This window comes from Dyadobacter sp. BE31, from assembly GCF_031457695.1.
Lineage (GTDB): Bacteria > Bacteroidota > Bacteroidia > Cytophagales > Spirosomataceae > Dyadobacter.
In genome coordinates this window covers 480,033-502,512 of record NZ_JAVDXA010000001.1, presented here as the reverse complement: position 1 = coordinate 502,512, position 22,480 = coordinate 480,033, and the positions used below count along the sequence as shown (strand labels likewise).

The window sequence follows — 22,480 nt, the reverse complement described above, 5'->3', positions numbered from 1 at the left end:
TGTAAGGAATTGCCTGCAAAATAACGGCCAGATCTCTGGTTTTAAGTCCGCAATATACAAAATGTTATTGGACGGCTCTGCCAAAACCACCTTGCCGCTTACTCAAAACCGTAACGTTTGCCGGTCAGTTTCATGATTTCCAGGGGCTCGGAGCGTCCCTGTTTTTTGATCCAGATCCGATCTGCCTGATTCATATCCATGACCTGCACATATTGCGCGTCTTTGGGGAAATACAGGTTGGTAATCTGCGCATCGTGGATCGAATAGGGCAGGAATGTGCGGTCCATTTCGGAAAGCACCTCGTAGCGTGGGGCCGGATAAAAGATGGTGTCGCCCGGCTGGTAATTCGCTTCTATCTTCTTTGCAGCCTCCCAGTAGGGGTTAGGCACGCGCGGAACGGCAAAATAGCCGTACTTCGGTGAGCGGTCCTCGTAGAATTCTTTTAATCTCAATCCTACGAAATAGAGCTGGGCGGCAAGGAACACAAAAATAAGCACCCGGAATTCCACCTTCAAAGTCGTATAGAATTGGAGCAGCAGACTTAGCAGGATAATGACGTAAGGGAACGAAAAGCCCGAGTATCGCTGCATAATGCCATAAGTATGCCCATTCTTGAACGACATCAGGATGAGGAACAGCGTCGGAACGAGCGCCATCATGTAAAGCATCCACAGGCGTGCTTTTTGCTGGCGATCCGCATTTTTGTGCAGATCGGGAATGAAGGACAATGCAAACAAACTGACGCTTAGAATGCAGAATTGCAGTTTGTGATTATTGTAAAAAAACGCGACGATGATGACGAGCAAATATGGGAAACGAGGCGTAAGCCACGCGGGCGTGTTAATCTTGTCTTTGAAACGATACCAGCAGATCAGTATCAATGCCACGGCCAGTGCCACAGCCACATTCTTTTTACCTCCCAGGGCGTCAGTAAGGCCATTGGTGAAAATCACGAGATCAGCGAAAATGGGCAGCGATTTGTTGAAGACATTCAATGGCGTTGCAGGCAGAATATTCCCAAATGCCTGTCCACCGGTTTCAGCCATTCTTTTATATAAGGCAGCCTGGTGTTGCAGGGAAGACAACGTGTAAACGCCACCTCCAAACATCAGCCACCAGGCCACGCCGGAGAGCGCAAACACCGCCGCAATGGCCATGCGAATCCAGCCTTTGAGCGTTCTCAGGAAAAACAATGCATATAATGCGTGCGCCAGCAGTACTGCGATAACCAGAAAATGACTGAGCAGTCCGAGCCCGGCGGAGAGCACATAGCCGACGTAAAGCCAGAATGTGTTTTTATTGGCCTTGTTTTCTACTATTTGTAAAAAGAAATACGTCGCGGCAAGCGTCAGGAAGAATGTCAGCGAATAGTTGCGCGCCTGGTGGCTGTAAGCGATGAAAAAAGGTTCGATGGCTGTAATGCCGGCTGCTATCAGCGCCGTGTCGGTTCCGAAGAAGCGTTTCGCAAACAGGTAGGTTAACCCGATGATCAATACACTGAAAATGACCGAAAAAAGACGAATCGAATAGTCCGAAAAGCCGAAAATGTCGATCCACGGATGCAGAAGCACGTAGTAGAACGGGCTGTTGCCGATATCGCTGCGCGTCATGGCCTCATAGTAGTCCTCAATGGACTTCGGAGCCCAGAACTCGGCAGGCGTGAATGCCTTGGGCGTGTAGATTTCGTTTGCCGTAAATGAGCGGAGCACCTGTTTTTGCGGGTGGGCCGGTGTTGTCCAAAAACGGGAATCGGACAGTTCACAGGTAGCAAAAGCTTCTTTCTGATTAGCCCCTTCCAACACGATGCCCTGGCTGACGAGCAGTGTGCTCACTTCATCGAAGAAAATACTGTACCGATCGAGGTTGTGAAGTCTTAATGCAAGACCTGCAACGAGAATGAGGGTGAGTATAAGCCTTGACCGCAGGGTTTCTTTGGTTTGGTTGGGAGACATTAGTGCGTTCGCTGATGGACGCCGCGAAAATAAGGAAATTTCCTGTTATAGGATATTTTTTAGATTTTAAGAATCGTAAACTCTACTCTGCGGTTCTTTTGGCGTGTCTGCTCGGTGAGGTTGCTGGCAATAGGGCGCGTTGGTCCCCAGGCTTTGGTCTGAATGCGTTTGCCGTCGATGCCTTTGGACAAAAGGTATTTTTTTACCTGTTCTACGCGGTCCGAGGAGAGCTTGATATTCTTTTGCACTTCGCCCTGGTTGTCGGTATGGCCTTCCAGCAATATCTCCATCGTAGGGTAGGCTTTCATCGTTTCGGCGATCTTGTCGAGCTCGGTGAAGGACGACGGTGTCACTTCCGCACTACTTTGGGAAAACATCGTGTTGCTGAGCCGGATCTGCTGGCCCGCCTTAATGGGTTGCAGGTAAATATTCTTCCGGATCGAGCGGAAACCGGTTTCTGCGCTCAGGTCCATATCTTCCGAAACGGGGAAAAAACCTTCGCCGGAAGCAGTAATGCGGTATATTTCTTTCAGCGGGAGTATCAGCCGATATTCGCCGGTTTCGGGATCAAAGCTTGCCGTCGCGAAAGAGGCATTTGTGCTTTTGATGTCAGCGGTAATGTCGGATTTTACCGGCTTATTGGTCTCCGCTTCCAGGACGTTCCCACTCACAACCGCCACGGGGTCCGGCTTGATCTCGGGCGTCATGCGGATGCGAAAAATATCTTCCTGGCCTACCACCTTGTCGCTGGCGCTGAAATAGGCATAATCTCCGGTAGCGGGGATATTGATGAATGCATCCCAAAGCGGCGAGTTCACCGCCGGGCCGAGGTTCTCGGGCGTCGACCAGTTGAGCCAGGTATCGTCGAGCCGGCGGGTAAGAAAGAGGTCACCCTGGCCGTAGCCGGAATGCCCTTGCGAGGAAAAATAAAGTGTTTTGTTATCCAGCGCCAGAAAAGGAGTACCTTCATAATCGGCGCTATTGATGACGTTGCCGAGATTTTGCGGCTCCGACCAGCTGTTGTCTTTTTGAAGAAAAGAGATATACAAATCCTTTCCGCCTTCCGAATCGGCGCGTTGAACAGACAATATCGCGACGTTTTGGTGTGGTGACACCGCTATTTCGAGACTCGTTTCCGGCCGCACGGTGTTGATCATTTTGGACTCCTTCGGAAAGCTCCACCCTGTTTTTGTCTTAAATGATCGCGAAAAGCCAAAAACCATCGTCCCGTCGGGCTTGTAAACATTAATAAGATAAATGGTCTTGCCATCTGCTGAGATGCTGGTAATGGCGTTGTTGGCGGCATTATTGATCGGTGGCCCCATATTTAGAGCCTCCGTCCACTGGCCTTTATCATTAAGGGTCGAATACCAGACGTCCTGCTGCGATGGCGAGCCGATATTACCTTCATAATTACTACGCGTAAAATACAACGTCTTACCATCCGGCGAGATAATGGGCGCTACTTCCTGGCCTTTCGAGTTGATAGCCTTTCCCATATTCTCCTTTTGCGCTTTCAAAAGCGACGCCACAAAGTTGATTTTCGCCTCGATGGGTGCCGTGTCCGAAGAAATACCGATCGCATCGATCTGATTGGAGCCCGAAACCTTGCCCGGTTGGAGGACTATTTTTACCGCATTGGCCTCAATATTTTGTTTGGGGAATATATGCAGCATCCTGCCTTTCACGGTTTGCTGGGCAGCGGGCGTATCCAAAACAAGGTATTCTTTGCCTGCCGGGTCGTATGCATACACGCGCACGACCGCCCCGGGGTTGAAATTTTCGGCAATCGCGATCTGCTTCAACGGAATGGCTTTGTCGAAACCTACCTTGATCCATTCCTCATTGCGCCCGTCGGCGTCGGCCGGTGACCATGCACAGGGGCTGTCGCCAAAATCGGGAAGCTTGTTGGGAATACCCAGGATCTGTTTGGAACGGTATGCGTGGCCTATTTGCGAAGGCCTGTACTCGGAAGAATACCCCAAAACCTTGTTGGCCCATAACACCTCCTGGCAGTACGCGAAAACCGGCATTACTGCCATTAATATGCTCAAAAGGGTGTTCTTAAATCTCAAATGCATGGGGTGATCAGATACCGGCCGGGCTATTCTATATCTGGTAATATATTAATAATACAAAAAAAAGCCAAACTTACTGCTTGGCACCGATGAGGAGTATCCAGTCCCATTCCGGTTGTAGCTCGGGCGGCTGAACGATCGCTTCCTCGTCCAGTTTCAAATCCTTGCCGTTCCATCTTTTGCCCGTGCGGGGACTGTACCAAACCGCACCGAACTGGCTTCCTTCCAGATGTTTGAGATCCAGGCGCACCGGTCGCGAGGTGGGAATGTACAGCATGGCCATCTTTTTGTTAGAAAGCGAAACAATGCCTATTTCGGCCTTGTCGAGCGAATCCACCAGCAAATCGGGCGTATCCGGCTGCATATATTCCCAGGGGATGCCTTTCAGGATTTTTACCAGTTGGTGAATGTATTCGGCACCGTCTTTGGTAATGTTGAGCTTCCAGGTAGGGTTGAAGTTCTTAATCGTACTCATATGGCAGAAACCCGCGGCCGAGCTCAGAATGGACTGGTAGGCCTGGTTGCGGATCAGCGTCGACTGGTCGGTAATTTCTTTGGGGAATTCCGAATTGGCGATCAGGAATGGCCGTAATGCAGCCTCGGCGGAATTTTTCTGCCAGTTGGCCAATGCGGCATATTCGGCCGGAGTCACCGTGGAATCGGGAATAATGAATTTGAGATCCGAATGGTTGGGAGAATTGTCATTCACGCTCGTGGGCGAACAGGTATTGAGCGACGCCACGATCTGCCCATCGGATTCGCCACGGATACCCTCCGAAATGGCTTTGAATTGTGAGGCACTCTGATACTCTTCTTCACTGACGATCCAGATGATGTTGGCGTATTTGGCAAAATGCTTTCCCACATAAGTTCCGTAACTTCTCCACGCATCTTCCTTTTGCGCGTCGAAAACCGTGTTCCAGCTCTGCCGGGACACCACAATCCCGACTACGAGATTTCGCTCCCGGGCGGCTATCACTATTTTTTCGAGATAATCGAAGTAGGCTTTGTTAGGTTTGGTCAGGTCGTTATTGTCGAGAAACGGCGAGACCTTGTTGAAATTCCGCTGATTGGGCAATGCGGGAAGCAAATGCACGAGAAATGTATTGAACGACTGCGACTTGCGAATGTCCATGTACTGCACCGCCTCGGCGTAGCTCAGCCTGCGCAGCATTTGCCAGGCCACGTCGGCTACCATCAGAAACGGTGTTCCGTGGTTATCGGTAATGTGTCTGCCGTTCGGGCTGATTTTCAGCGGGAACCTGGGCGGGGCCTGGTCCTCCTTCTGAAATACCAATCCCATCGAAAGCAGGCAAGCCAGCATGAGTCCTGCGAGCATTCTGGTGCCTGGCGATTTGGAAATATTCATGGTGTCAGCTCAATGGGTGCTAGCTATTTCCCAGCTCGGCGATCGTTTGTACGGGGTCGGGCGAGCTGAAAACAAAGCTGCCTGCTACGAGGATATCCACGCCTTCGCGTACAAGCCTGGGCGCATTGTTGAGATTAACGCCGCCATCGACTTCTATCTTGAAATTGTAACCGAATTTTTTGCGGTAGCCATCCAGTGCCGCAATTTTCCGGTAGGTATTTTCAATGAATTTCTGGCCTCCAAATCCGGGGTTCACCGACATGATCAGAATGAGCGAAACATCGCCCATAATCTCACTCAGAACTTCCACCGGCGTATGCGGATTAAGCGCCACGCCAGGTTCCGCGCCAAGTTCTTTAATGTGCTGGATCGTCCGGTGCAAATGCGGGCAGGTCTCATAATGTACGGTAAGCCCGGATGCGCCTGCATTACGGAACGCTTCGAGGTAACGGTCGGGCTGTTCGATCATTAAATGCACATCCAGCGGCTTTTGGGCATGCCGGTGAATGGCCTCGCACACAGGAAGCCCGAACGAAATGTTGGGGACGAACATACCGTCCATGATATCAACGTGAATATAACCTGCGGAACTGCGGTTAATCATTTCGACGTCGCGTTGCAGGTTTGCAAAATCCGCGGCCAGTATGGAAGGGGCAATTTCAGCCATGAAATCAGAAGCTAGTAATGATTAATGAGGCCGAAATTAGTGAAATTATGGGCAATGCGGGTAAGCGCGCACCTTTCTGTTGATTAAGTTATTCAAAATCACCTGACATAGCACTCGCGGGGAACGACAGCGCCGGTAGTACTTTCGATTGTACCTTTTGCTCATCTGAAAATACGCCGTACAACTCGTACCTGCCTTCCACGAGTGTAAATACTTCAATGCAAACTTTTTCCGGAAACACGATCCAGCATTCAGGTACGCCGAAGCGCTCGTAAATACCCTTTTTGATAATGGTGTCTAACTTTTTTGAGCCGGGAGAAACAATTTCGATGACAAGTTCGGGTATACCCCTTACCCACCCTTGCACGATTTTCAGGTTGTGCCTGGATATGAATAAGATGTCCGGTTGCAGGCGATTGATTTCTTCTTCAAAAATTACGTCGAATGGAGCATAGTAAATACGTCCCAATTTATTGGCCTTGACGTGGCTTGTCAGCACGAATCCTAGTTCAGACGACACCAGCTGATGTAAATCTTTTGGACTAGGCGACATGACTTCCTCCCCGTTTATAATCTGCGTCAGATCGGGATTGTAGTGAATGGTCGGTTCCAGGGTTTTCATAAGCTTTGCCGTTTTGAACGAAAATACAAAAAATACGTGACATACTGAGCGTGTGACGAATAGGTGAATGTGACCTTGATACGCTCCGATGTGCAATTGGTAACACATTAATTATCCAATACCCAAAATTTGAATTAAATCTTAAATTTGGGCCGAATCATCAAGCCGCCGTGACCATTATGAATCCCCAACAACGAATCCAGGAGCTCTCCGAAAAGCTACATTATTACAATGACCGCTATTATCAGGACAGCGTGTCGGAAATATCGGATTATGAATTCGACCAGCTACTCAAAGAGCTGCAAGCCCTGGAAAATGAATATCCCGAGCTGAGACAGGAGGATTCACCCAGCCAGCGGGTTGGGGGCACGGTTACCAAGTCGTTCAATGCGGTATACCACCGGTACCCGATGCTGTCGCTGGATAACACCTATAATGAGGACGAGCTTCGGGCCTTCGACGACCGCGTGCGCCGCGGACTTGACGGCGAGGCTTATGAATACATTTGCGAGCTGAAATTCGACGGGATTTCCCTCAGTTTTACATATGAAAACGGCGTCCTCGTACGCGGCGTGACACGCGGCGACGGTACGCGCGGGGACGAGATCACGAACAATGTCAAAACGATCCGCTCGCTGCCTTTGCGCGTGAAAGCCGAAGGCATCCCACCGGTTTTTGAGATCCGAGGGGAGGGTTTTATGCCCATTTCGTCGTTTCAAAAACTGAACGAGGAAATGGAAACGCTGGGCGAGAACCAGTATGCCAACCCGCGTAATGCGGCTTCCGGCTCATTCAAATTGCAGGATTCGGCGGAGGCGGCGCGGCGCGGGCTCGATTGTTACCTTTATTCATTTCTCTCGGATAATGAATTTTTCAAAAGCCATGAAGAAAGCTTGCTGGCTTTGAAATCATGGGGTTTCAATGTGTCGCCGGGCTGGAAAAAAGTATCGAATATCGACGAGGTGATCGAGTACATTCATGAATGGGAGGAGAAGCGGGCACATTTGCCACTGGCTACCGATGGGATCGTGATCAAGATAAATTCTTTCGAACAGCAAAGAGAGCTCGGTTTCACGGCCAAGAGCCCGCGCTGGGCTATTTCCTATAAATATAAGGCTGAGAACAAACCGGCAGTGTTGCGCATGGTTACCTACCAGGTTGGCCGCACGGGCGCGGTGACACCGGTTGCCAACCTTTGCGATCTTTCGGAACGTGCATTGCCCTACAACCAGGTGAAAGGCGTGCATTTGTCGGGTACGCGGGTGAAGCGCGCGACTTTGCACAATGCGAACGAGCTGGAAAGGCTTGGTATCCGTATTGGGGATACCGTTTTTGTGGAAAAAAGTGGAGAGATTATCCCCAAAATCACCGGTGTGGATGTTTCGCAGCGTGAGAAATATGAAACCGAAGAAATCGTCTTCCCGACGCATTGCCCCGAGTGTAACTCCGAATTGCAGCGAAATGAGGGCGAAGTGGCATTTTTCTGTCCGAACGACAGCCACTGTCCGCCGCAACTGAAAGGCCGCATCGAGCATTTCATCCACCGTAAAGCAATGAACATTGAAAGCTTGGGCGAAGGTAAAATAGAGCTCCTTTTCGATCTCGACCTCGTGCGTACGCCTGCGGACCTGTACGACCTCAACTACGACAAACTGCTGGGCCTCGAAAAGAACCTGCTCAACGAAGAAACCGGGAAGGTTAAAAAGATCAGCTTCCGCGAAAAAACGGTGGATAACATCCTGAAAGGCATTGATTTATCGAGAACCGTGCCATTCAAGAACGTGCTTTTTGCGTTGGGTATCCGCTTTGTGGGGCAAACTGTGGCCGAAAAACTGGCCGCTTACTTCAAATCAATGCAGGCATTACGGGCCGCGAGTTACGAACAACTCACGGCTGTCCCGGAAATCGGCGGGCGCATAGCAGTGAGCATCGAATCGTTTTTCAACGTTCCGGAAAACCAGTTGCTGGTTCAGCGATTGGAGCAAGCCGGCTTGCAGATGGAGAGCGACGAAAAACCGGTGGAAATCGAAAGCGACCTGTTGGATGGCAAAACGTTTGTGATCTCCGGTGTTTTCGAAAATTTCGAGCGCGACGAACTGAAAGAGAAGATTGAAGCGAATGGAGGAAAGGTGCTCAGCGGCGTGTCCGGAAAGCTCAATTACCTGCTCGCCGGGGCCAATATGGGGCCTTCCAAGCTCGAAAAAGCACGGAAACTGGGCGTTACGATCATCTCCGAGGAAGAATTTTTAGCAATGATTGGAAATTAAGTAAAGAATATAGCCCCGGAAGGCTAACTTTGTGTTTTAAAATCTAACAATTATATAAGTAAATAATGCCATTGGACCAACGTTTCAAAGGGGTAGGGGCCGCGCTCATCACACCTTTTGATGAACAGAATGAGATTGATTATCCGGGTCTGAAAAGACTGATCGACCTGGTGACGGAAGGTGGTACAGACTACCTTGTAGTACAAGGGACAACTGGCGAGTCGCCGACAGTTACTTCCAAGGAAAAACGTGATATCCTGGCATTTACAATAAAGAATAACTACAAGAAGCTGCCGATTGTTTACGGCATCGGAAGCAATAATACCCAGGAAGTACTGAATACAATTAAGGAAACCGACTTCACAGGCGTGGATGCGATCCTTTCAGTTTGCCCGTATTACAATAAGCCGACTCAGGAGGGTATTATCGCGCATTTTACGGCCATTGCCGACGCTTCGCCGGTGCCTGTTCTTTTGTACAATGTACCTGGCCGTACTGTCATCAACATGAAGGCGGACACGATCATAAAACTGGCGGCGCATCCCAATATCATCGGTATCAAGGATGCAGGCGGCAGCATCGAACAAAGCATGGAGCTCGCTGCCCGTGCACCGGAAGACTTCTTGCTGCTTTCGGGCGACGATAACCTGGTAACCACCATGGCAAGCGTAGGCTGGCATGGCGTTATTTCGGTGATTGCTAATGCATTCCCGAAAGAATTCCATGATCTTACCTGGGCTGCGCTCGAAGGCCGTTTCAAAGACGCCGCAAAGCTGCAACTCGCATTCCTGGAATTTGATACATTGCTTTACATCGAGTCGAACCCGGTAGGGATCAAGAAATGCCTCGAAATTAAAGGCATTTGCAGCTCGGACGTTCGTTTGCCTTTGCTGAAAGCTTCGAAAGAGCTGGGCGAGAAGCTGGAAAAGGCGATGGTAAGGGAAGGGTTTATTTGACATTTGTAGTCAGGAATAGTCAAGTATGGTCAGGTTTTGTCAAGTGCGGCCTGGTCAGGTTTAGTTAGTCATTTGTAGTCAGGAATGGTCGGGTGTTGACATTGGGTGTTCCGGCTTCTAATTTATATTTCATGCATCACAGGTTTGGGGATTTAATTCCGGCCTGTGATGTTTTGTTTTAAATCAAAAACGAAATGCTATGATCACGTTTTACCCAGGGCCTAGTAAGGTTTATCCGCAGGTCGAACAATATATTTCCGAGGCATTCGCCAGCGGACTGATCAGCTCCAATCACCGTAGCTCCGGTTTCATGCATTTGCTGGAGCAGACGATCGCAGACCTGAAGGACAAGCTGGACGTTCCGGCGGGCTACGAGGTCTATTTCGTGTCGTCGGCAACGGAATGCTGGGAAATCATCGCTCAATCGCTGTTGATCGATTCCAGCCTGCATATTTACAATGGCGCATTCGGCGAGAAATGGATGGAATATACCCACCGCATTTCGCACCGCGCCACCGATGCGGCCTTCGGACTGAACGAAACGCTGCTGATGGACCGGTCCGCTATTTTCTCGCGCAACGAGCTGATTTGCGTAACCTACAATGAGACGTCGAACGGTACCAAAATTCCCGAAGGCTTCCTGCTCGATATCCGAAAAAAAGTGGATAATCTCATTGCAGTGGACGCCACATCGGCGATGGCCGGCGTGATTTTGCCCTGGGAGAATGCCGATATCTGGTACGCCTCGGTACAAAAGTGCTTTGGCTTGCCGGCAGGCCTGGCGGTGATGATCGTTTCGCCCAAGGCCATTGAACGCGCGATACAGGTAGGCGAGCGGAAGCATTACAATAGCCTGCTGTTCATCCGCGACAACTTTCTGAAATTCCAAACGCCATTTACACCGAACATTCTCGGTATTTACTTGATGGGCAAGGTGATGCAGCAGGTGCCGGCGATCGAGGAGGTGGATGCGCAGACGCGCCAGCGTGCGCACGACTGGTACGCATTCTTGCTCGAAAATGGTTATGAACTGGTGGTGGAAAATACGGCCGTGCGGTCGGACACGGTGATCGCCGTTCGTGCAGAGAAAGAGCGCATTGCATTCCTTAAAAATGCGGCGCAAAAGGAAGGGATTACGCTGGGCAACGGTTATGGCAAAGAGAAGGATACGAGTTTTCGCATTGCCAATTTCCCGGCGATCAGCGATGAGGAAATAGCTATATTGAAGGCTTTTTTGGTTAAAATGGCCCCAAATTGACAGAATGAGTAGTAAATGGCCCTCCTTGTATTTATAACTAAAAAACAAATCTACTCACCCGCGGATTTCTAGATTGTGCGATTAGATATTTTAAAGCAATACCAGGCCCAGACCAAATGTCTGGTCGCGTTGGATTCAATTATTTTTGGTTTTGATGGTGAAGAACTGAAATTGCTGCTGGTAAAACGGGGCATCGAGGATGAACACCACACCTGGTCGCTGATGGGCGGTTGGGTACAGCCCGACGAAAGCCTCGAAGGTGCCTCGTCCCGCATTCTTTTCGAGCTTACCAACCTGACAGACATTTACCTCGAACAACTACATACTTTCGGGAGCCCTCACCGCGATCCCGTGGAGCGCACGGTGTCGGTGGCCTATTTCGCACTGATCAATGTGGAGGATTACGATCATAAGATCTCCAAAAACTACGAAGCACAGTGGTTCTCCATGCAGGAATTGCCCAAATTGCTTTTTGACCACGGTGCGATGGTCGATATGGCGATCCAGCATTTGCGCTACAAGGCCTCACAGCACCCGATCGGCTTTGAATTGCTGCCGGAAAAGTTCACGATCCCGCAGTTACAAAAATTGTATGAAGCGATTTTCGGAACGGAGCTCGATAAGCGGAATTTTAGCCGTAAATTGTTGTCAACCAATTTGTTGATCAAGCTGGATGAAAAGCAGAAGGGCTATTCCAAAAAGGGTGCATTCTTTTACAAAATCGACGAGGAGAAGTACAAAAAGCAGTTCAATACATTCCTGAACTTCCTGCCGGGAAGCGCTTCCTAGCCGCCGTTATTTTCACGATCATCGGCTTTTGAGGTTGTGTAAGCAGTCGGTTTTGAGCAACTTTGCGGGATCAAAACGCCCCAAAGTGTAAGCCCATGTTCAATTTCAAGGAAATAATTTCCGTCACGCTGATCCTCTTCTCGGTGATCGATGTGCTTGGTTCATTGCCGATTATCGTCGATTTCCGGCGCAAGCTCGGCAAGATAGAGTCTGAGAAAACGACCATCGTAGCGGGGGCGATAATGGTGATATTCCTGTTTCTGGGAGAAAGGCTGCTGAGCCTCTTTGGCGTCGATATTGCTTCATTTGCCATCGCAGGGGCCATTATCCTGTTCTTGCTCGGGCTGGAAATGATCCTGGGACGCGATATTTTCAAACATGGCAATATCGATGTGGGCGTGGCGTCCATCGTGCCGATCGCATTCCCGATGATCGCCGGTGCAGCCACGATGACCACGTTGCTGTCGCTTCGTTCGACGTACCAGATCCAGAATATTTTGGTAGGCATCGTGCTGAACCTCTTTTTTATTTACCTCGTATTAAAATCATCGAACTGGCTGGAACGGAAGCTGGGGCAGGGCGGTACGGATATTCTCCGGAAGGTTTTCGGCATTATCCTGCTGGCAATCTCCATTAAATTGTTCAAAACCAACCTTTCGATGTAAGTGGCGCCCCGGTTGCCGCTTTTTATGTCAAGACAAATTTTTAAAACCATATCACAATGCAACAACTGGATAGCCTTAATCAAGTCGCGGATTTTCACAGAACTTTCAAACACCCGATCCTGGAAACGCCGACGATCCCCTCCGAAGAAAGAAGCCGCCTGCGGGTGGCGTTGCTGGCCGAGGAGTTGAAGGAGCTGGAAGTTGCGATCCTCGAAAAGGACATTGTGGAAGTGGCCGACGCGCTTTGCGACCTGCAATATGTATTGTCCGGCGCGGTGCTGGAATTCGGGCTGGGCGAGAAGTTTCGTACGTTGTTCGACGAAGTGCAGCGCTCGAATATGTCCAAGGCCTGCAACTCGGTGGAGGAGGCCGAAGCAACCGTGGCACATTACCAGGCGAAGGGCACCGAGTGCTATTTCAAGGAGGATAATGGCAAGTACCTCGTGTACCGCACCGCCGATGACAAGACTTTGAAGAACATCAATTACTCACCTGCCGACCTGGCGTCGATCATCGGTTAATTTACACTTTACTAATTCAATCGGTTCATTATGAGCTCTGTTCTTGAACGATTCCTGCGTTACGTGCAAATCGACACGCAGTCGGACCCCAATTCGGAGACATTCCCCAGCACGGCCAAACAGCGTAACCTGAGCAACCTGCTTGCCGAAGAGTTACGCGCGTTGGGCGTGGCGGACGCGCACGTGGATGAGCATGGGTATGTGTATGCGACGATTCCGTCGAACTCCGAGCGGACAGATATTCCCGTGATTTGCTTCTGCTCGCACGTCGATACGTCGCCGGATGTTACAGGTGAAAATGTAAAACCGATCGTTCACCGGAATTGGGATGGATCGCACATTATCCTGCCGGACGATCATTCGCAGGTTTTGAGAGTAGGGGAGCTGCACGACCTCGATCAGCAGATTGGAAATGATATTGTTACTGCCAGCGGTACCACATTGCTAGGCGCTGATAATAAGGCCGGCGTTGCTGAAATTATGGCTGCGGCGGAGTATTTGCTGGCTAATCCGCAGATTAAGCACGGCGATATCAAAATTCTTTTCACGCCGGATGAAGAAGTGGGAAGAGGTACTGAGAAAGTCGATTTGCAGAAGCTGGGTGCCGATTTTGGCTATACTGTCGATGGTGAGGCGATTGGTACTTTAGAGGATGAAACGTTTTCGGCCGATGGCGTTAAAATCACCATTCACGGTGTGAGCACGCACCCGGGCTACGCGATCGGCAAGCTGGAAAATGCATTGAAAATCGTTGCCGAAATACTGGCGCGGCTGCCGAAAGACAAACTTTCGCCTGAAACTACACAGGATAAGGAAGGTTTTATCCACCCCGTGCAAATGGAAGGCATTCAGGAAAAAGCCGTTTTGAGCTTTATCATCCGTGATTTTACTGTCGCAGGCCTGCACGAAAAAGAGGCATTCCTGAAAGGCATTATGGAAGAGGTTCTTAAAGGATATCCCAATTCTTCCGCTGAATTTAAAGTTCAGGAGCAATACCGGAACATGAAGGAAGTGCTCGACCAGCACCCGGAAGTGATCCAGAATGCATTGACAGCCATGGAGCGGGTCGGTTTGAACCCGATCCAACGCAGCATCCGCGGCGGTACCGATGGCTCCCGGCTCTCATTCATGGGCCTGCCTTGCCCGAATATCTTCGCCGGTGAGCATGCGTTTCACTCCAAGCTGGAATGGGTATCGGTGCAGGATATGGAGAAGGCGGTCGACGTTATCGTGAGTTTGGCGGGCGTCTGGGCGGAAAAATAGTCAAGTGTGGTCAGTTATTGTCAGGTGTGGTCAGTTATAGTCAGGTGTGGTCAGTTATTGTCAAGTGTAGTCAGTTATTGTCGTAGGCTTGCCTGATATTGACTACAAATGACTTCTTGACTACAAATGACCTCCTGACTACAAATGACTTCCTGACTACAAATGACTTCCTGACCATAAATGACCTCCTGACCACACCTGACAAAACATAGTAGTTAATAAAATCGAACATTACATTCGTGTCGAAAAAGTCCAAGTTTTACGTAGTGTGGCAAGGCCGGAAGACGGGCGTTTTTACCGATTGGAAGGAATGCGAAGCGCAGATTAAGGGCTTCGAAGATGCGCGCTATAAGTCTTTTGATTCCTTGCAGGAAGCAGAGGCCGCCATTCAGCGGAATTATTGGGAATTTGTAGCCAAAAAGGATACCAAACCCGCGATACAGGAGCCGCCTGCGAATGTTGGAAGGCCCATTAAAAACAGCATTGCCGTGGATGCGGCGTGGAATACCGCTACCGGCGATATGGAGTACCAGGGGGTGTATTACGCCACCGGCGACCGCATTTTCCTGCAAGGGCCATTTAAGGACGGTACCAATAACATCGGTGAGTTTCTGGCGATCGTGCACGCATTGGCCTATTTGCAAAAGAAGGAAAGCGACTTGCCGATTTATACGGATTCGAAAACGGCGATGGCCTGGATCAAGAAAAAACACGCGAATACCAAGCTGGCCTTGACCCAACGGAACAAGCCGCTTTTTGAAATGTTACAGCGCGCCGAACGCTGGCTTGCAACAAACACTTACCCCAACAGGATATTGAAATGGGAGACGGAGTATTGGGGGGAGAATCCGGCTGATTTTGGAAGAAAATAGACCATAATATGCCCCGTAACGCCCATTTCCGGTTCAAGCAATTCACTGTCCGGCAGGACCAGTGTGCCATGAAAGTATGTACCGACGCCTGCGTGCTAGGCGCATGGGCGGATGTTGAGGGTGCCGACCGCATTCTCGACATCGGTGCCGGGACGGGTCTGCTGTCGCTCATGGTGGCGCAGCGTAACTCGTATGCGATGATCGACGCGGTAGAGATCGATGCGGAGGCATTTTACCAGGCTGGCGAAAACGTGGAGCAAAGCCCGTTTCACGACCGCATTACGTTGTTCCATTCGGCGGTGCAGGAGTTTGTTTCGGACCATTTGTATGATGTGATTATCACCAACCCGCCGTTCTTTCAGTCGGACCTGCTTTCGCCGATTGATAAGAAGAATATCGCGCATCATGCCAAATCCCTTGATTTTGAGGAGTTACTGATTGCTATACAACGACTTTTGAAGCCGGAGGGTAAATTCAACATTCTTTTTCCCGTAGACGAGGGCGAACGCTTCGCCGAAAAAGCGGAACTGGCCGGCTGGAAACTCACCCGTAAATTGACATTGTTTCACCAGGAAGATAAAAAAGCATTTCGTTTGCTAATGCTGTTTCAACGAACTGAATTTGCTCATAATGTGCACGTTGAGCCCAATTTGTACATTTATGGAACGGATGGTGTTACCCATGATCCGCGTTTCAGGGAGTTGCTAAAAGCTTTTTATTTGAAATTTTGATCAGGAAAAACACGAACTTTGCCGCAAATTACCGGCAAAGCATTGTCACTGAAACCGTACATGACCGACCAAGCTATCCAGATTTCTGTTGTTATCCCGCTTTACAATGAAGAAGAGTCGCTTCCCGAGCTCTGCGAGTGGATTGCGAGGGTCATGGATGAAAATCACTTTACTTATGAAGTGCTTTTTATGGACGACGGCAGCAAGGACCGCTCCTGGGAGGTGATTCAGCGGCTTTCGAAGGAAAATCCCAATGTACGCGGAATGAGTTTTGTGCGGAATTATGGCAAGACAGCTGCATTGCAAACGGGCTTTCAGGCCGCAAAGGGTGAAGTGGTGATCACCATGGATGCCGATTTGCAGGACAGTCCCGACGAAATCCCGGAGTTATACAGCATGATCGTCAACGACCGCTACGACCTTATTTCGGGTTGGAAGAAAAAGCGTTACGACCCGATCACCAAAACAATCCCCACGAAGCTATTCAACGCGGCGACCCGCAGTATTTCAGGCGTTTATCTGCATGATTTCAACTGTGGTTTGAAGGCTTACCGCAAGGAGGTCGTGAAGAATATCACTATTTACGGAGAAATGCACCGCTACATTCCCGTGATTGCAAAATGGAATGGTTTTGCGAAGATCGGCGAGAAGGTGGTGGTGCACCGGGCACGTAAATACGGATACACAAAATTCGGTCTCGAGCGGTTCATTTTTGGCTTCCTGGATTTGCTTTCGATCGCCTTTGTGAATAAGTTTGGACGGAGACCCATGCATTTGTTCGGCAGTCTGGGAACCCTTATGTTTTTTCTTGGAAGCCTTATAGCTGTGTGGCTTATCGGAAAAAAGATATATAACATTTACAATTTATTGCCCTATCGGAATGTTACAGAGAACCCGCTGTTCTTTCTGGCACTCGTAGCGATTATGGTAGGCTCTCAATTATTTCTCGCAGGATTTTTGGGTGAATTGTTTGTGAAGCAATCTGTTTCAAAGACAGGGGATTACACTATTGCCGAAAAGGCAGGATTGTAAGAAATCAAGATTAGTATTCAACGAAATTTAAGTTTAAAGTTATTACCTATTACACAACTAATGATCGCTAACGTACACAAAGCACATCCGTGGCACGGAATTCCAATGGGTGACAAGGCACCCGAATTAGTTACTGCATTTATTGAGATTGTTCCTACCGATACAGTAAAATACGAAATTGACAAGGCGACCGGTTACCTCAAAATCGACCGCCCTCAGAAATACTCGAACATCGTTCCTGCATTGTACGGCTTTATCCCAAAGACCTACTGCGCAGATAAGATCGCAGCGCTGGCTCGGGAACGTTCCGGTCGTGATGTGACCGAGGGGGATGGTGACCCGCTGGATATCATCGTATTGTGCGAGAAAATCATTTCGCACGGTAACATTATGTGCGAAGCGAAGCCTATCGGCGGTATCCGTCTGATCGACGGCGGAGAGGCGGATGATAAGATCATTGCCGTGCTAAAAGGCGACGAGGTTTACGGCCAGTTCAACGACCTGAGCGAGCTGCCGGACGGTATCGTGGAGCGTTTGAAGCACTACTTCCTGACTTACAAAAACTTGCCGGGTGAGAAGGCGCATATCGAAATCACCAATGTTTATGGTAAAGACGAAGCGCATGAAGTGATCCTTACTTCGGTAGAAGATTACAAGCATTCTTATTATTGAGCCGACGAAGCATGTGACGTCAGCTGACGGAATTTAGAGCCGCTCCTGCTAGGGGCGGCTTTTTTTAATTCGTATCTTTGCGCAAATTTTGACCAACCATTGGCACTCGTTGCCAGGCATATATGAGTAATTTACAAGAAATTAAGAAGCGCCGCACGTTTGCGATCATCAGCCACCCCGATGCCGGGAAAACCACTCTGACCGAAAAACTGCTCCTTTTCGGGGGCGCGATTCAGACAGCGGGGGCGGTAAAGTCCAACAAAATCAAGAAGACTGCGACTTCCGACTTTATGGAGATCGAGAAGCAGCGTGGTATCTCGGTGGCGACGTCGGTAATGACCTTCGAATACAAGGATCTGCTGATCAATATCCTCGATACGCCTGGTCACAAGGACTTTGCAGAAGATACTTACCGGACATTGACTGCCGTGGACAGCGTAATCCTGGTGGTTGACTGCGTAAAGGGCGTCGAGGAGCAAACCGAACGTTTGATGGAGGTTTGCCGCATGCGCAACACGCCGGTGATCGTGTTCATCAACAAGCTCGACCGCGAAGGTCAGAATCCATTCGAACTGCTCGACGAGCTGGAAAGCAAGCTGAATATCCGTGTTCGCCCGCTTACCTGGCCGATCAATATGGGGGCTAATTTCAAGGGGGTTTACAGCTTGTATGAGCAAATGCTGTATTTCTTCAAAATCAATAAAACTAAAATTGAGGCCGACGTCGCGAAGGTGAACCTGGAAGACGAAAAGCTTGAAGAATTGTTGGGCGAAAGAGATGCAAACCAGCTGACAGAGGACGTGGAGCTCGTGGAAGGTGTTTATGATGCATTCTCGGAGGAAGCCTACCAAAAAGGTCAGCTAGCGCCGGTATTCTTTGGTAGTGCGATTAATAACTTCGGTATCAAAGAGTTGCTCGATACATTTTGCGATATTTCGCCGATCCCGCAGCCGCGCCCTACGGACGTACGCGAAGTGGAGCCCACCGAGCCGAAATTCACTGGTTTTGTATTCAAAATCCACGCGAACCTCGATCCCCGCCACCGCGACCGCATTGCGTTTTTACGCATTTGTTCGGGCAAATTTGAGAGGGGGAAATTCTATAAACACGTTCGCTTAGGTAAAGATGTACGTTTTTCCAGCCCATTCACATTCATGGCCTCGGACAAGAGCGTGATGGAAGAGGGCTTCCCGGGCGATGTAGTAGGACTTTATGATACGGGCAACTTCAAAATCGGGGATACATTAACCGAGGGTGAAAACCTGCAATTCTCCGGTATCCCGAGCTTCTCGCCTGAGATATTCAAGGAGCTGATCAACATGGACCCGATGAAATCCAAGCAATTGGAAAAGGGTATCCAGCAGCTCACCGATGAAGGTGTGGCGCAGCTTTTCACCCTCGACCTTGGCAATAGAAAAGTCGTAGGAACCGTTGGAGAACTTCAATTCGACGTAATCCAGTACCGCCTCGAACACGAATACGGTGCGAAATGCCGCTGGGTGCCGATGAATATCTCCCGGGCCTGCTGGCTCACTGCCGACGACAAGCCGGCCATGGACCAGTTTATTCGCCTCAAAGGCAACCAAATCGCCTACGATAAGGACCGTAACCCGGTATTCCTTGCCGAATCGGAATGGATGATCCGCATGAACCGCGAAAACAACCCCGCCATTCATTTCCATTTCACGTCGGAGTTTAAGACTGAAATGGCGCTTTGAGGCTGATTTTGAGTGAGGTTAAAATTCGCTATATTTGTTTAGAAGCCAATTGAAAGAACCATGATACTCACCGAGACGATTCCAGCTAGTCTGATCTTCGAAGAACTCGACGGACGCCCCTTGTACCGCAAGGGCTACAAGAAGGTACTGGAAAATAATTTGTCTCCGGAAGAAGTTATGGGTTGTAGTTTTATTCAAGGGTTGATTATGAGAATTGTAAGTACTTGTATCAGCCGAATGTTAAAGGGCATGCCGTACTGGGTGGTATCTGGTGAAACTGGATTGCATGTTTCGCATGGAAATAACTTAGCCAACGATGTTGCTGTTTTTGACAAGGCGTTGATCAAGGATACATTTTCAAAAAGCTATCCTGATGTCCCTCCGAAAGTCGCCATTGAGATAGATGTGAAAATCGAGGCAGGCCAGTTCCCAAGCCCTGAGGATTACTTTTCTCGTAAAAGCGAAAAGATGATCGAGTTCGGTACGGAACGAGTGATATGGATTTTGACAGAAAACCGTAAGATCATGGTAATGGATCAGTCGCGCGAATGGTCTGTTTATGAATGGGATGAAACGGTTCCTGTTTTTGATCAATACCAGTTTTGTCTGACTGACCTTTTGAAGGAAGAAGGAGTGATCTAAGATCTGGACTATATAAATAAAACAGGCTGCCATATGTGAATGTGGCAGCCTGTTTTGCATTAACTGAGGTTAGTTTCTGGGTCCGCCTCCGCCACCTCCGCCGCCGCGATTATTCCGGCGATCTTCCAGCATGGTTTTATACTTCTCCTGCTGTTCTACGGTCAGGATTTTAGAAAGTTCGGTGTTGAATGTCTCCATCGAAGCGCGCATTTGTTCACGGTCCATGTTTTGAGAATCCCTTAGCTCCTGCATTTTCTTGGCGCGGGCGAGGCTAAGGTCGTATACTTTTTTCTGTTGATCGTCCGAAAGTTTGAGGTTTTCGGTTAAAGTTTTAGTCTGGTTGTCTGCGCGTTGCTCGGGCGTAGCGTTGCCGCCGCGTTGTGCGAAGGTTGTGAAGCTTACAAATGCCAGTAAAATGGCCAACAATGATTTCCTCATGGTCAAAAAAGTTTAGATACCCGGGTTAGATGTAAAAAGACGCGGCAAGTTTAATGCGCTATTTAAATTTTTGGCTGAGTATCTGAACCGCCAATGCGACGGCAATCGCGCAGGTGTAACTCATGAGCGTGCCTACCAGTACATATTCCGATTTCTTGCTGATGTATGCCGGCGGAATGCCGGAATCGGTCGCTTTTTCATTGTATCTCAGTAGCGATTTGGCGGCGATAAGAAAGCCAATTGCCGAATATTGATTGACTAACACAAAAACAAAAATGAGCAAACGCTCCGAAAGGCCTATCCAACGGCCGGCGTTAGCGAGGTTGTCGTCGGCCCCGGGTGCGAGTTTGGCGAGCTCTTCACGCCATGGTTTGGTGAGTATGCCTACAAAAAAGGAGATCGGATGGAGGATGAACAACGCGCCTGATAACGTTGCGAGGGTTTTAGGCTTGTTGAGCCACACGGCAAGCGCCTCAAAGCCAGGTAGGATATTGCTCGTGAGTATCAATGCAGCGAATGCAATGGTGGCCAGGTGCGCGGCCTGGTCGGCGATAAACCAGGCCAGAGAGCCCTTTTTGTCGAATGATATTTTGACAAGATCGATCACGCCATGTGCGATGCCCAGCGCAATGGCCGGAAACGGGTTTTGCCACTGGTGCAGGGCAATATAGGAGACGATTATGACGAGTAGTATGTGGAAATACAGATACCGGGATTTGTATTTTTTCTCCTTTTTGTCGGTTACCCATTTGGTAGGCTGCCAGTAAAAATCTACGAGAACGTGTGCTAAAAGGAGCAGCAGAAATTCTGTCATAGTGATTTAGCGTTTGGTGTATAGTGATAGTTGCTTTGGAAAGGTAGCAAGAAAACTGTCAATTGCCCACCACTTCGACGACGCTACCCGCTGGCTTGCTGCCGATTGGCTGATGGACAACATTTCGGCGATTTGCGTTATATTTTTGCCTTGTAGCAATGCTTCAATCACCTGGCTTTGGGCGGCAGTCCAGCTTCCAATGACCGTTTCCAGCAGATCCAGGGTCGCCGATAAGGGTTCCGATGGCTTGGAGAATGCAATGCCGATCCTGGCTTTCTGCTGGCGGATTTTATCGGCCAGGTGTCCCGAAAGCCTGAATGCCTCGCCGTCGGATGTACCAGGGCGGTTGGTGAGTTGCTCAGTATGACCGATGCCAATGGCTACGCGCATATCGGCGTTGGGTGCGTGCTTACGCATACATGCGCGCGCGAGGATGGCCATTCGCATGATCTCTTCGGTGTTTTTTAATACGGCCTGGAAGCTGTCCCCGCGGTAGATTTCGGGTTTTAGTGCCCATTTGAAAGACTGGTTTTGGTGCAAAACAATAAGCATTTCTTCCAGCCAAACGGCCGATTCTTCACGCGCAAACTGCGTATAATTGACCATATCAGCAGTTATGACAGCCCGGAGCGTTTTCATGAATATAAGGTTTTTTGCTTATAATAGTCAAATATAAGGTAAAAGCCTTATATTTTAAAGATATAAGCTAAAAACCTTATATTGGTTAAATATAAGGAAAAAGCCTTATGCTCTTTGGAGGAACAGATTCGCCAGATGAGCCCATTCTTCTTTCAGGCTTCCCTTAAATACTTCTGAACCAGCACGCCGGTACCAATACCCCGCATTGAATGTATCACCTTCGACGCGGTGAAGATAGGCGTGCAGGCGGTCATAGGCTTGCGTACCTTCTTTGCTTTGGGCGATATTATGAGCCGCTTCCCAATCGCCGTTGGCGTCGTGCCAAAGTGCTTCCAGAAGAACAGGGAGGCCTTTGGGAGGAGCAGGCTGGGAAACAGATTCCTGGAATTGTTCGAATGTCATGATCGATGGAAAGATGGTGAACAACGGTGAAAACAGCTGCAAGATACGCCTCAGAGCCCTGATTTACCGATTTTACTTGTATATTGTAAGGCACAATTGTAATTAAGACAACA

22 protein-coding genes are annotated in these 22,480 nt (G+C 49.3%); 13 read left to right on the top strand and 9 right to left on the bottom strand.

All coding sequences use genetic code 11. The features are described 5' to 3' along the window. Window positions 1-98: 98 nt before the first annotated feature. The 5 genes from J2Y43_RS02215 to J2Y43_RS02195 form a co-directional block, all read right to left on the bottom strand. Complete coding sequence (locus tag J2Y43_RS02215) at window positions 99-1,952, bottom strand: glycosyltransferase family 39 protein (RefSeq protein ID WP_309981448.1); 1,854 nt, start codon at window positions 1,950-1,952, stop codon at window positions 99-101. Between the two features lie 59 nt (window positions 1,953-2,011). Beyond that, window positions 2,012-4,033 carry an OmpA family protein gene (locus tag J2Y43_RS02210; RefSeq protein ID WP_309981449.1) on the bottom strand — a complete coding sequence of 674 codons (2,022 nt, stop codon included), beginning with the start codon at window positions 4,031-4,033 and terminating at the stop codon, window positions 2,012-2,014. 70 nt (window positions 4,034-4,103) lie between these two features. Beyond that, window positions 4,104-5,399: a DUF4038 domain-containing protein gene (locus J2Y43_RS02205; RefSeq protein WP_309981450.1), complete on the bottom strand. Its 1,296-nt coding sequence runs from the start codon at window positions 5,397-5,399 to the stop codon at window positions 4,104-4,106. A 19-nt stretch (window positions 5,400-5,418) separates the two neighbouring features. Beyond that, window positions 5,419-6,066: a ribulose-phosphate 3-epimerase gene (gene rpe, locus J2Y43_RS02200; protein WP_309981451.1), complete on the bottom strand. Its 648-nt coding sequence runs from the start codon at window positions 6,064-6,066 to the stop codon at window positions 5,419-5,421. An 88-nt stretch (window positions 6,067-6,154) separates the two neighbouring features. Then, a complete protein-coding gene (locus J2Y43_RS02195; RefSeq protein WP_309981452.1) occupies window positions 6,155-6,688 on the bottom strand; it encodes a Uma2 family endonuclease in 534 nt (177 codons plus the stop codon). 179 nt (window positions 6,689-6,867) lie between these two features. Here J2Y43_RS02195 and ligA point away from each other — a divergent pair, with 179 nt between their 5' ends. The 13 genes from ligA to J2Y43_RS02130 all read left to right on the top strand — a co-directional run bounded on the left by ligA (window position 6,868) and on the right by J2Y43_RS02130 (window position 20,074). Further along, the gene (gene ligA, locus J2Y43_RS02190) at window positions 6,868-8,955 is read left to right on the top strand and encodes an NAD-dependent DNA ligase LigA (protein ID WP_309981453.1); all 2,088 of its coding nucleotides are present in this window, start codon (window positions 6,868-6,870) and stop codon (window positions 8,953-8,955) included. 65 nt (window positions 8,956-9,020) lie between these two features. Further along, window positions 9,021-9,911: a 4-hydroxy-tetrahydrodipicolinate synthase gene (gene dapA, locus J2Y43_RS02185; RefSeq protein WP_309981454.1), complete on the top strand. Its 891-nt coding sequence runs from the start codon at window positions 9,021-9,023 to the stop codon at window positions 9,909-9,911. Window positions 9,912-10,110: 199 nt separating this feature from the next. Beyond that, window positions 10,111-11,169: an aminotransferase class V-fold PLP-dependent enzyme gene (locus tag J2Y43_RS02180; protein WP_309981455.1), complete on the top strand. Its 1,059-nt coding sequence runs from the start codon at window positions 10,111-10,113 to the stop codon at window positions 11,167-11,169. Between the two features lie 75 nt (window positions 11,170-11,244). Next, window positions 11,245-11,958 carry an NrtR DNA-binding winged helix domain-containing protein gene (locus J2Y43_RS02175; protein WP_309981456.1) on the top strand — a complete coding sequence of 238 codons (714 nt, stop codon included), beginning with the start codon at window positions 11,245-11,247 and terminating at the stop codon, window positions 11,956-11,958. Window positions 11,959-12,053: 95 nt separating this feature from the next. Then, a complete protein-coding gene (locus tag J2Y43_RS02170) occupies window positions 12,054-12,623 on the top strand; it encodes a MarC family protein (protein ID WP_015814556.1) in 570 nt (189 codons plus the stop codon). A gap of 56 nt (window positions 12,624-12,679) precedes the next feature. Further along, window positions 12,680-13,144, top strand: coding sequence for a nucleoside triphosphate pyrophosphohydrolase family protein (locus J2Y43_RS02165; RefSeq protein ID WP_223410450.1), 465 nt, complete (start codon window positions 12,680-12,682; stop codon window positions 13,142-13,144). A gap of 30 nt (window positions 13,145-13,174) precedes the next feature. After that, window positions 13,175-14,407: a peptidase T gene (pepT, locus tag J2Y43_RS02160; protein WP_309981457.1), complete on the top strand. Its 1,233-nt coding sequence runs from the start codon at window positions 13,175-13,177 to the stop codon at window positions 14,405-14,407. Between the two features lie 239 nt (window positions 14,408-14,646). After that, on the top strand, window positions 14,647-15,279 hold the full coding sequence (locus tag J2Y43_RS02155) for a ribonuclease H family protein (RefSeq protein WP_309981458.1): 633 nt from the start codon (window positions 14,647-14,649) through the stop codon (window positions 15,277-15,279). A gap of 8 nt (window positions 15,280-15,287) precedes the next feature. Then, a complete protein-coding gene (locus J2Y43_RS02150) occupies window positions 15,288-16,010 on the top strand; it encodes a methyltransferase (RefSeq protein WP_309981459.1) in 723 nt (240 codons plus the stop codon). 60 nt (window positions 16,011-16,070) lie between these two features. Beyond that, entirely contained in the window at window positions 16,071-17,042 is a 972-nt protein-coding gene (locus J2Y43_RS02145) for a glycosyltransferase family 2 protein (protein ID WP_223410527.1), read from the top strand. Between the two features lie 60 nt (window positions 17,043-17,102). Further along, window positions 17,103-17,714, top strand: coding sequence for an inorganic pyrophosphatase (locus J2Y43_RS02140; protein WP_229225596.1), 612 nt, complete (start codon window positions 17,103-17,105; stop codon window positions 17,712-17,714). A 122-nt stretch (window positions 17,715-17,836) separates the two neighbouring features. Beyond that, window positions 17,837-19,432 carry a peptide chain release factor 3 gene (locus J2Y43_RS02135; protein WP_106595916.1) on the top strand — a complete coding sequence of 532 codons (1,596 nt, stop codon included), beginning with the start codon at window positions 17,837-17,839 and terminating at the stop codon, window positions 19,430-19,432. Window positions 19,433-19,492: 60 nt separating this feature from the next. After that, on the top strand, window positions 19,493-20,074 hold the full coding sequence (locus J2Y43_RS02130) for a Uma2 family endonuclease (protein WP_309981460.1): 582 nt from the start codon (window positions 19,493-19,495) through the stop codon (window positions 20,072-20,074). Window positions 20,075-20,143: 69 nt separating this feature from the next. On the opposite strand, the gene J2Y43_RS02125 is transcribed toward J2Y43_RS02130, so the two are convergent. The 4 genes from J2Y43_RS02125 to J2Y43_RS02110 form a co-directional block, all read right to left on the bottom strand. Continuing rightward, window positions 20,144-20,512, bottom strand: coding sequence for a hypothetical protein (locus J2Y43_RS02125; protein WP_223410433.1), 369 nt, complete (start codon window positions 20,510-20,512; stop codon window positions 20,144-20,146). Between the two features lie 58 nt (window positions 20,513-20,570). Further along, window positions 20,571-21,326 (bottom strand): DUF3307 domain-containing protein, encoded by a 756-nt coding sequence (locus J2Y43_RS02120; RefSeq protein WP_309981461.1) that lies wholly within the window; start codon window positions 21,324-21,326, stop codon window positions 20,571-20,573. 6 nt (window positions 21,327-21,332) lie between these two features. Next, window positions 21,333-21,965: a SatD family protein gene (locus J2Y43_RS02115; protein ID WP_309981462.1), complete on the bottom strand. Its 633-nt coding sequence runs from the start codon at window positions 21,963-21,965 to the stop codon at window positions 21,333-21,335. A 105-nt stretch (window positions 21,966-22,070) separates the two neighbouring features. Then, a complete protein-coding gene (locus tag J2Y43_RS02110) occupies window positions 22,071-22,367 on the bottom strand; it encodes a hypothetical protein (protein ID WP_309981463.1) in 297 nt (98 codons plus the stop codon). Between the last annotated feature and the right edge of the window lie 113 nt (window positions 22,368-22,480).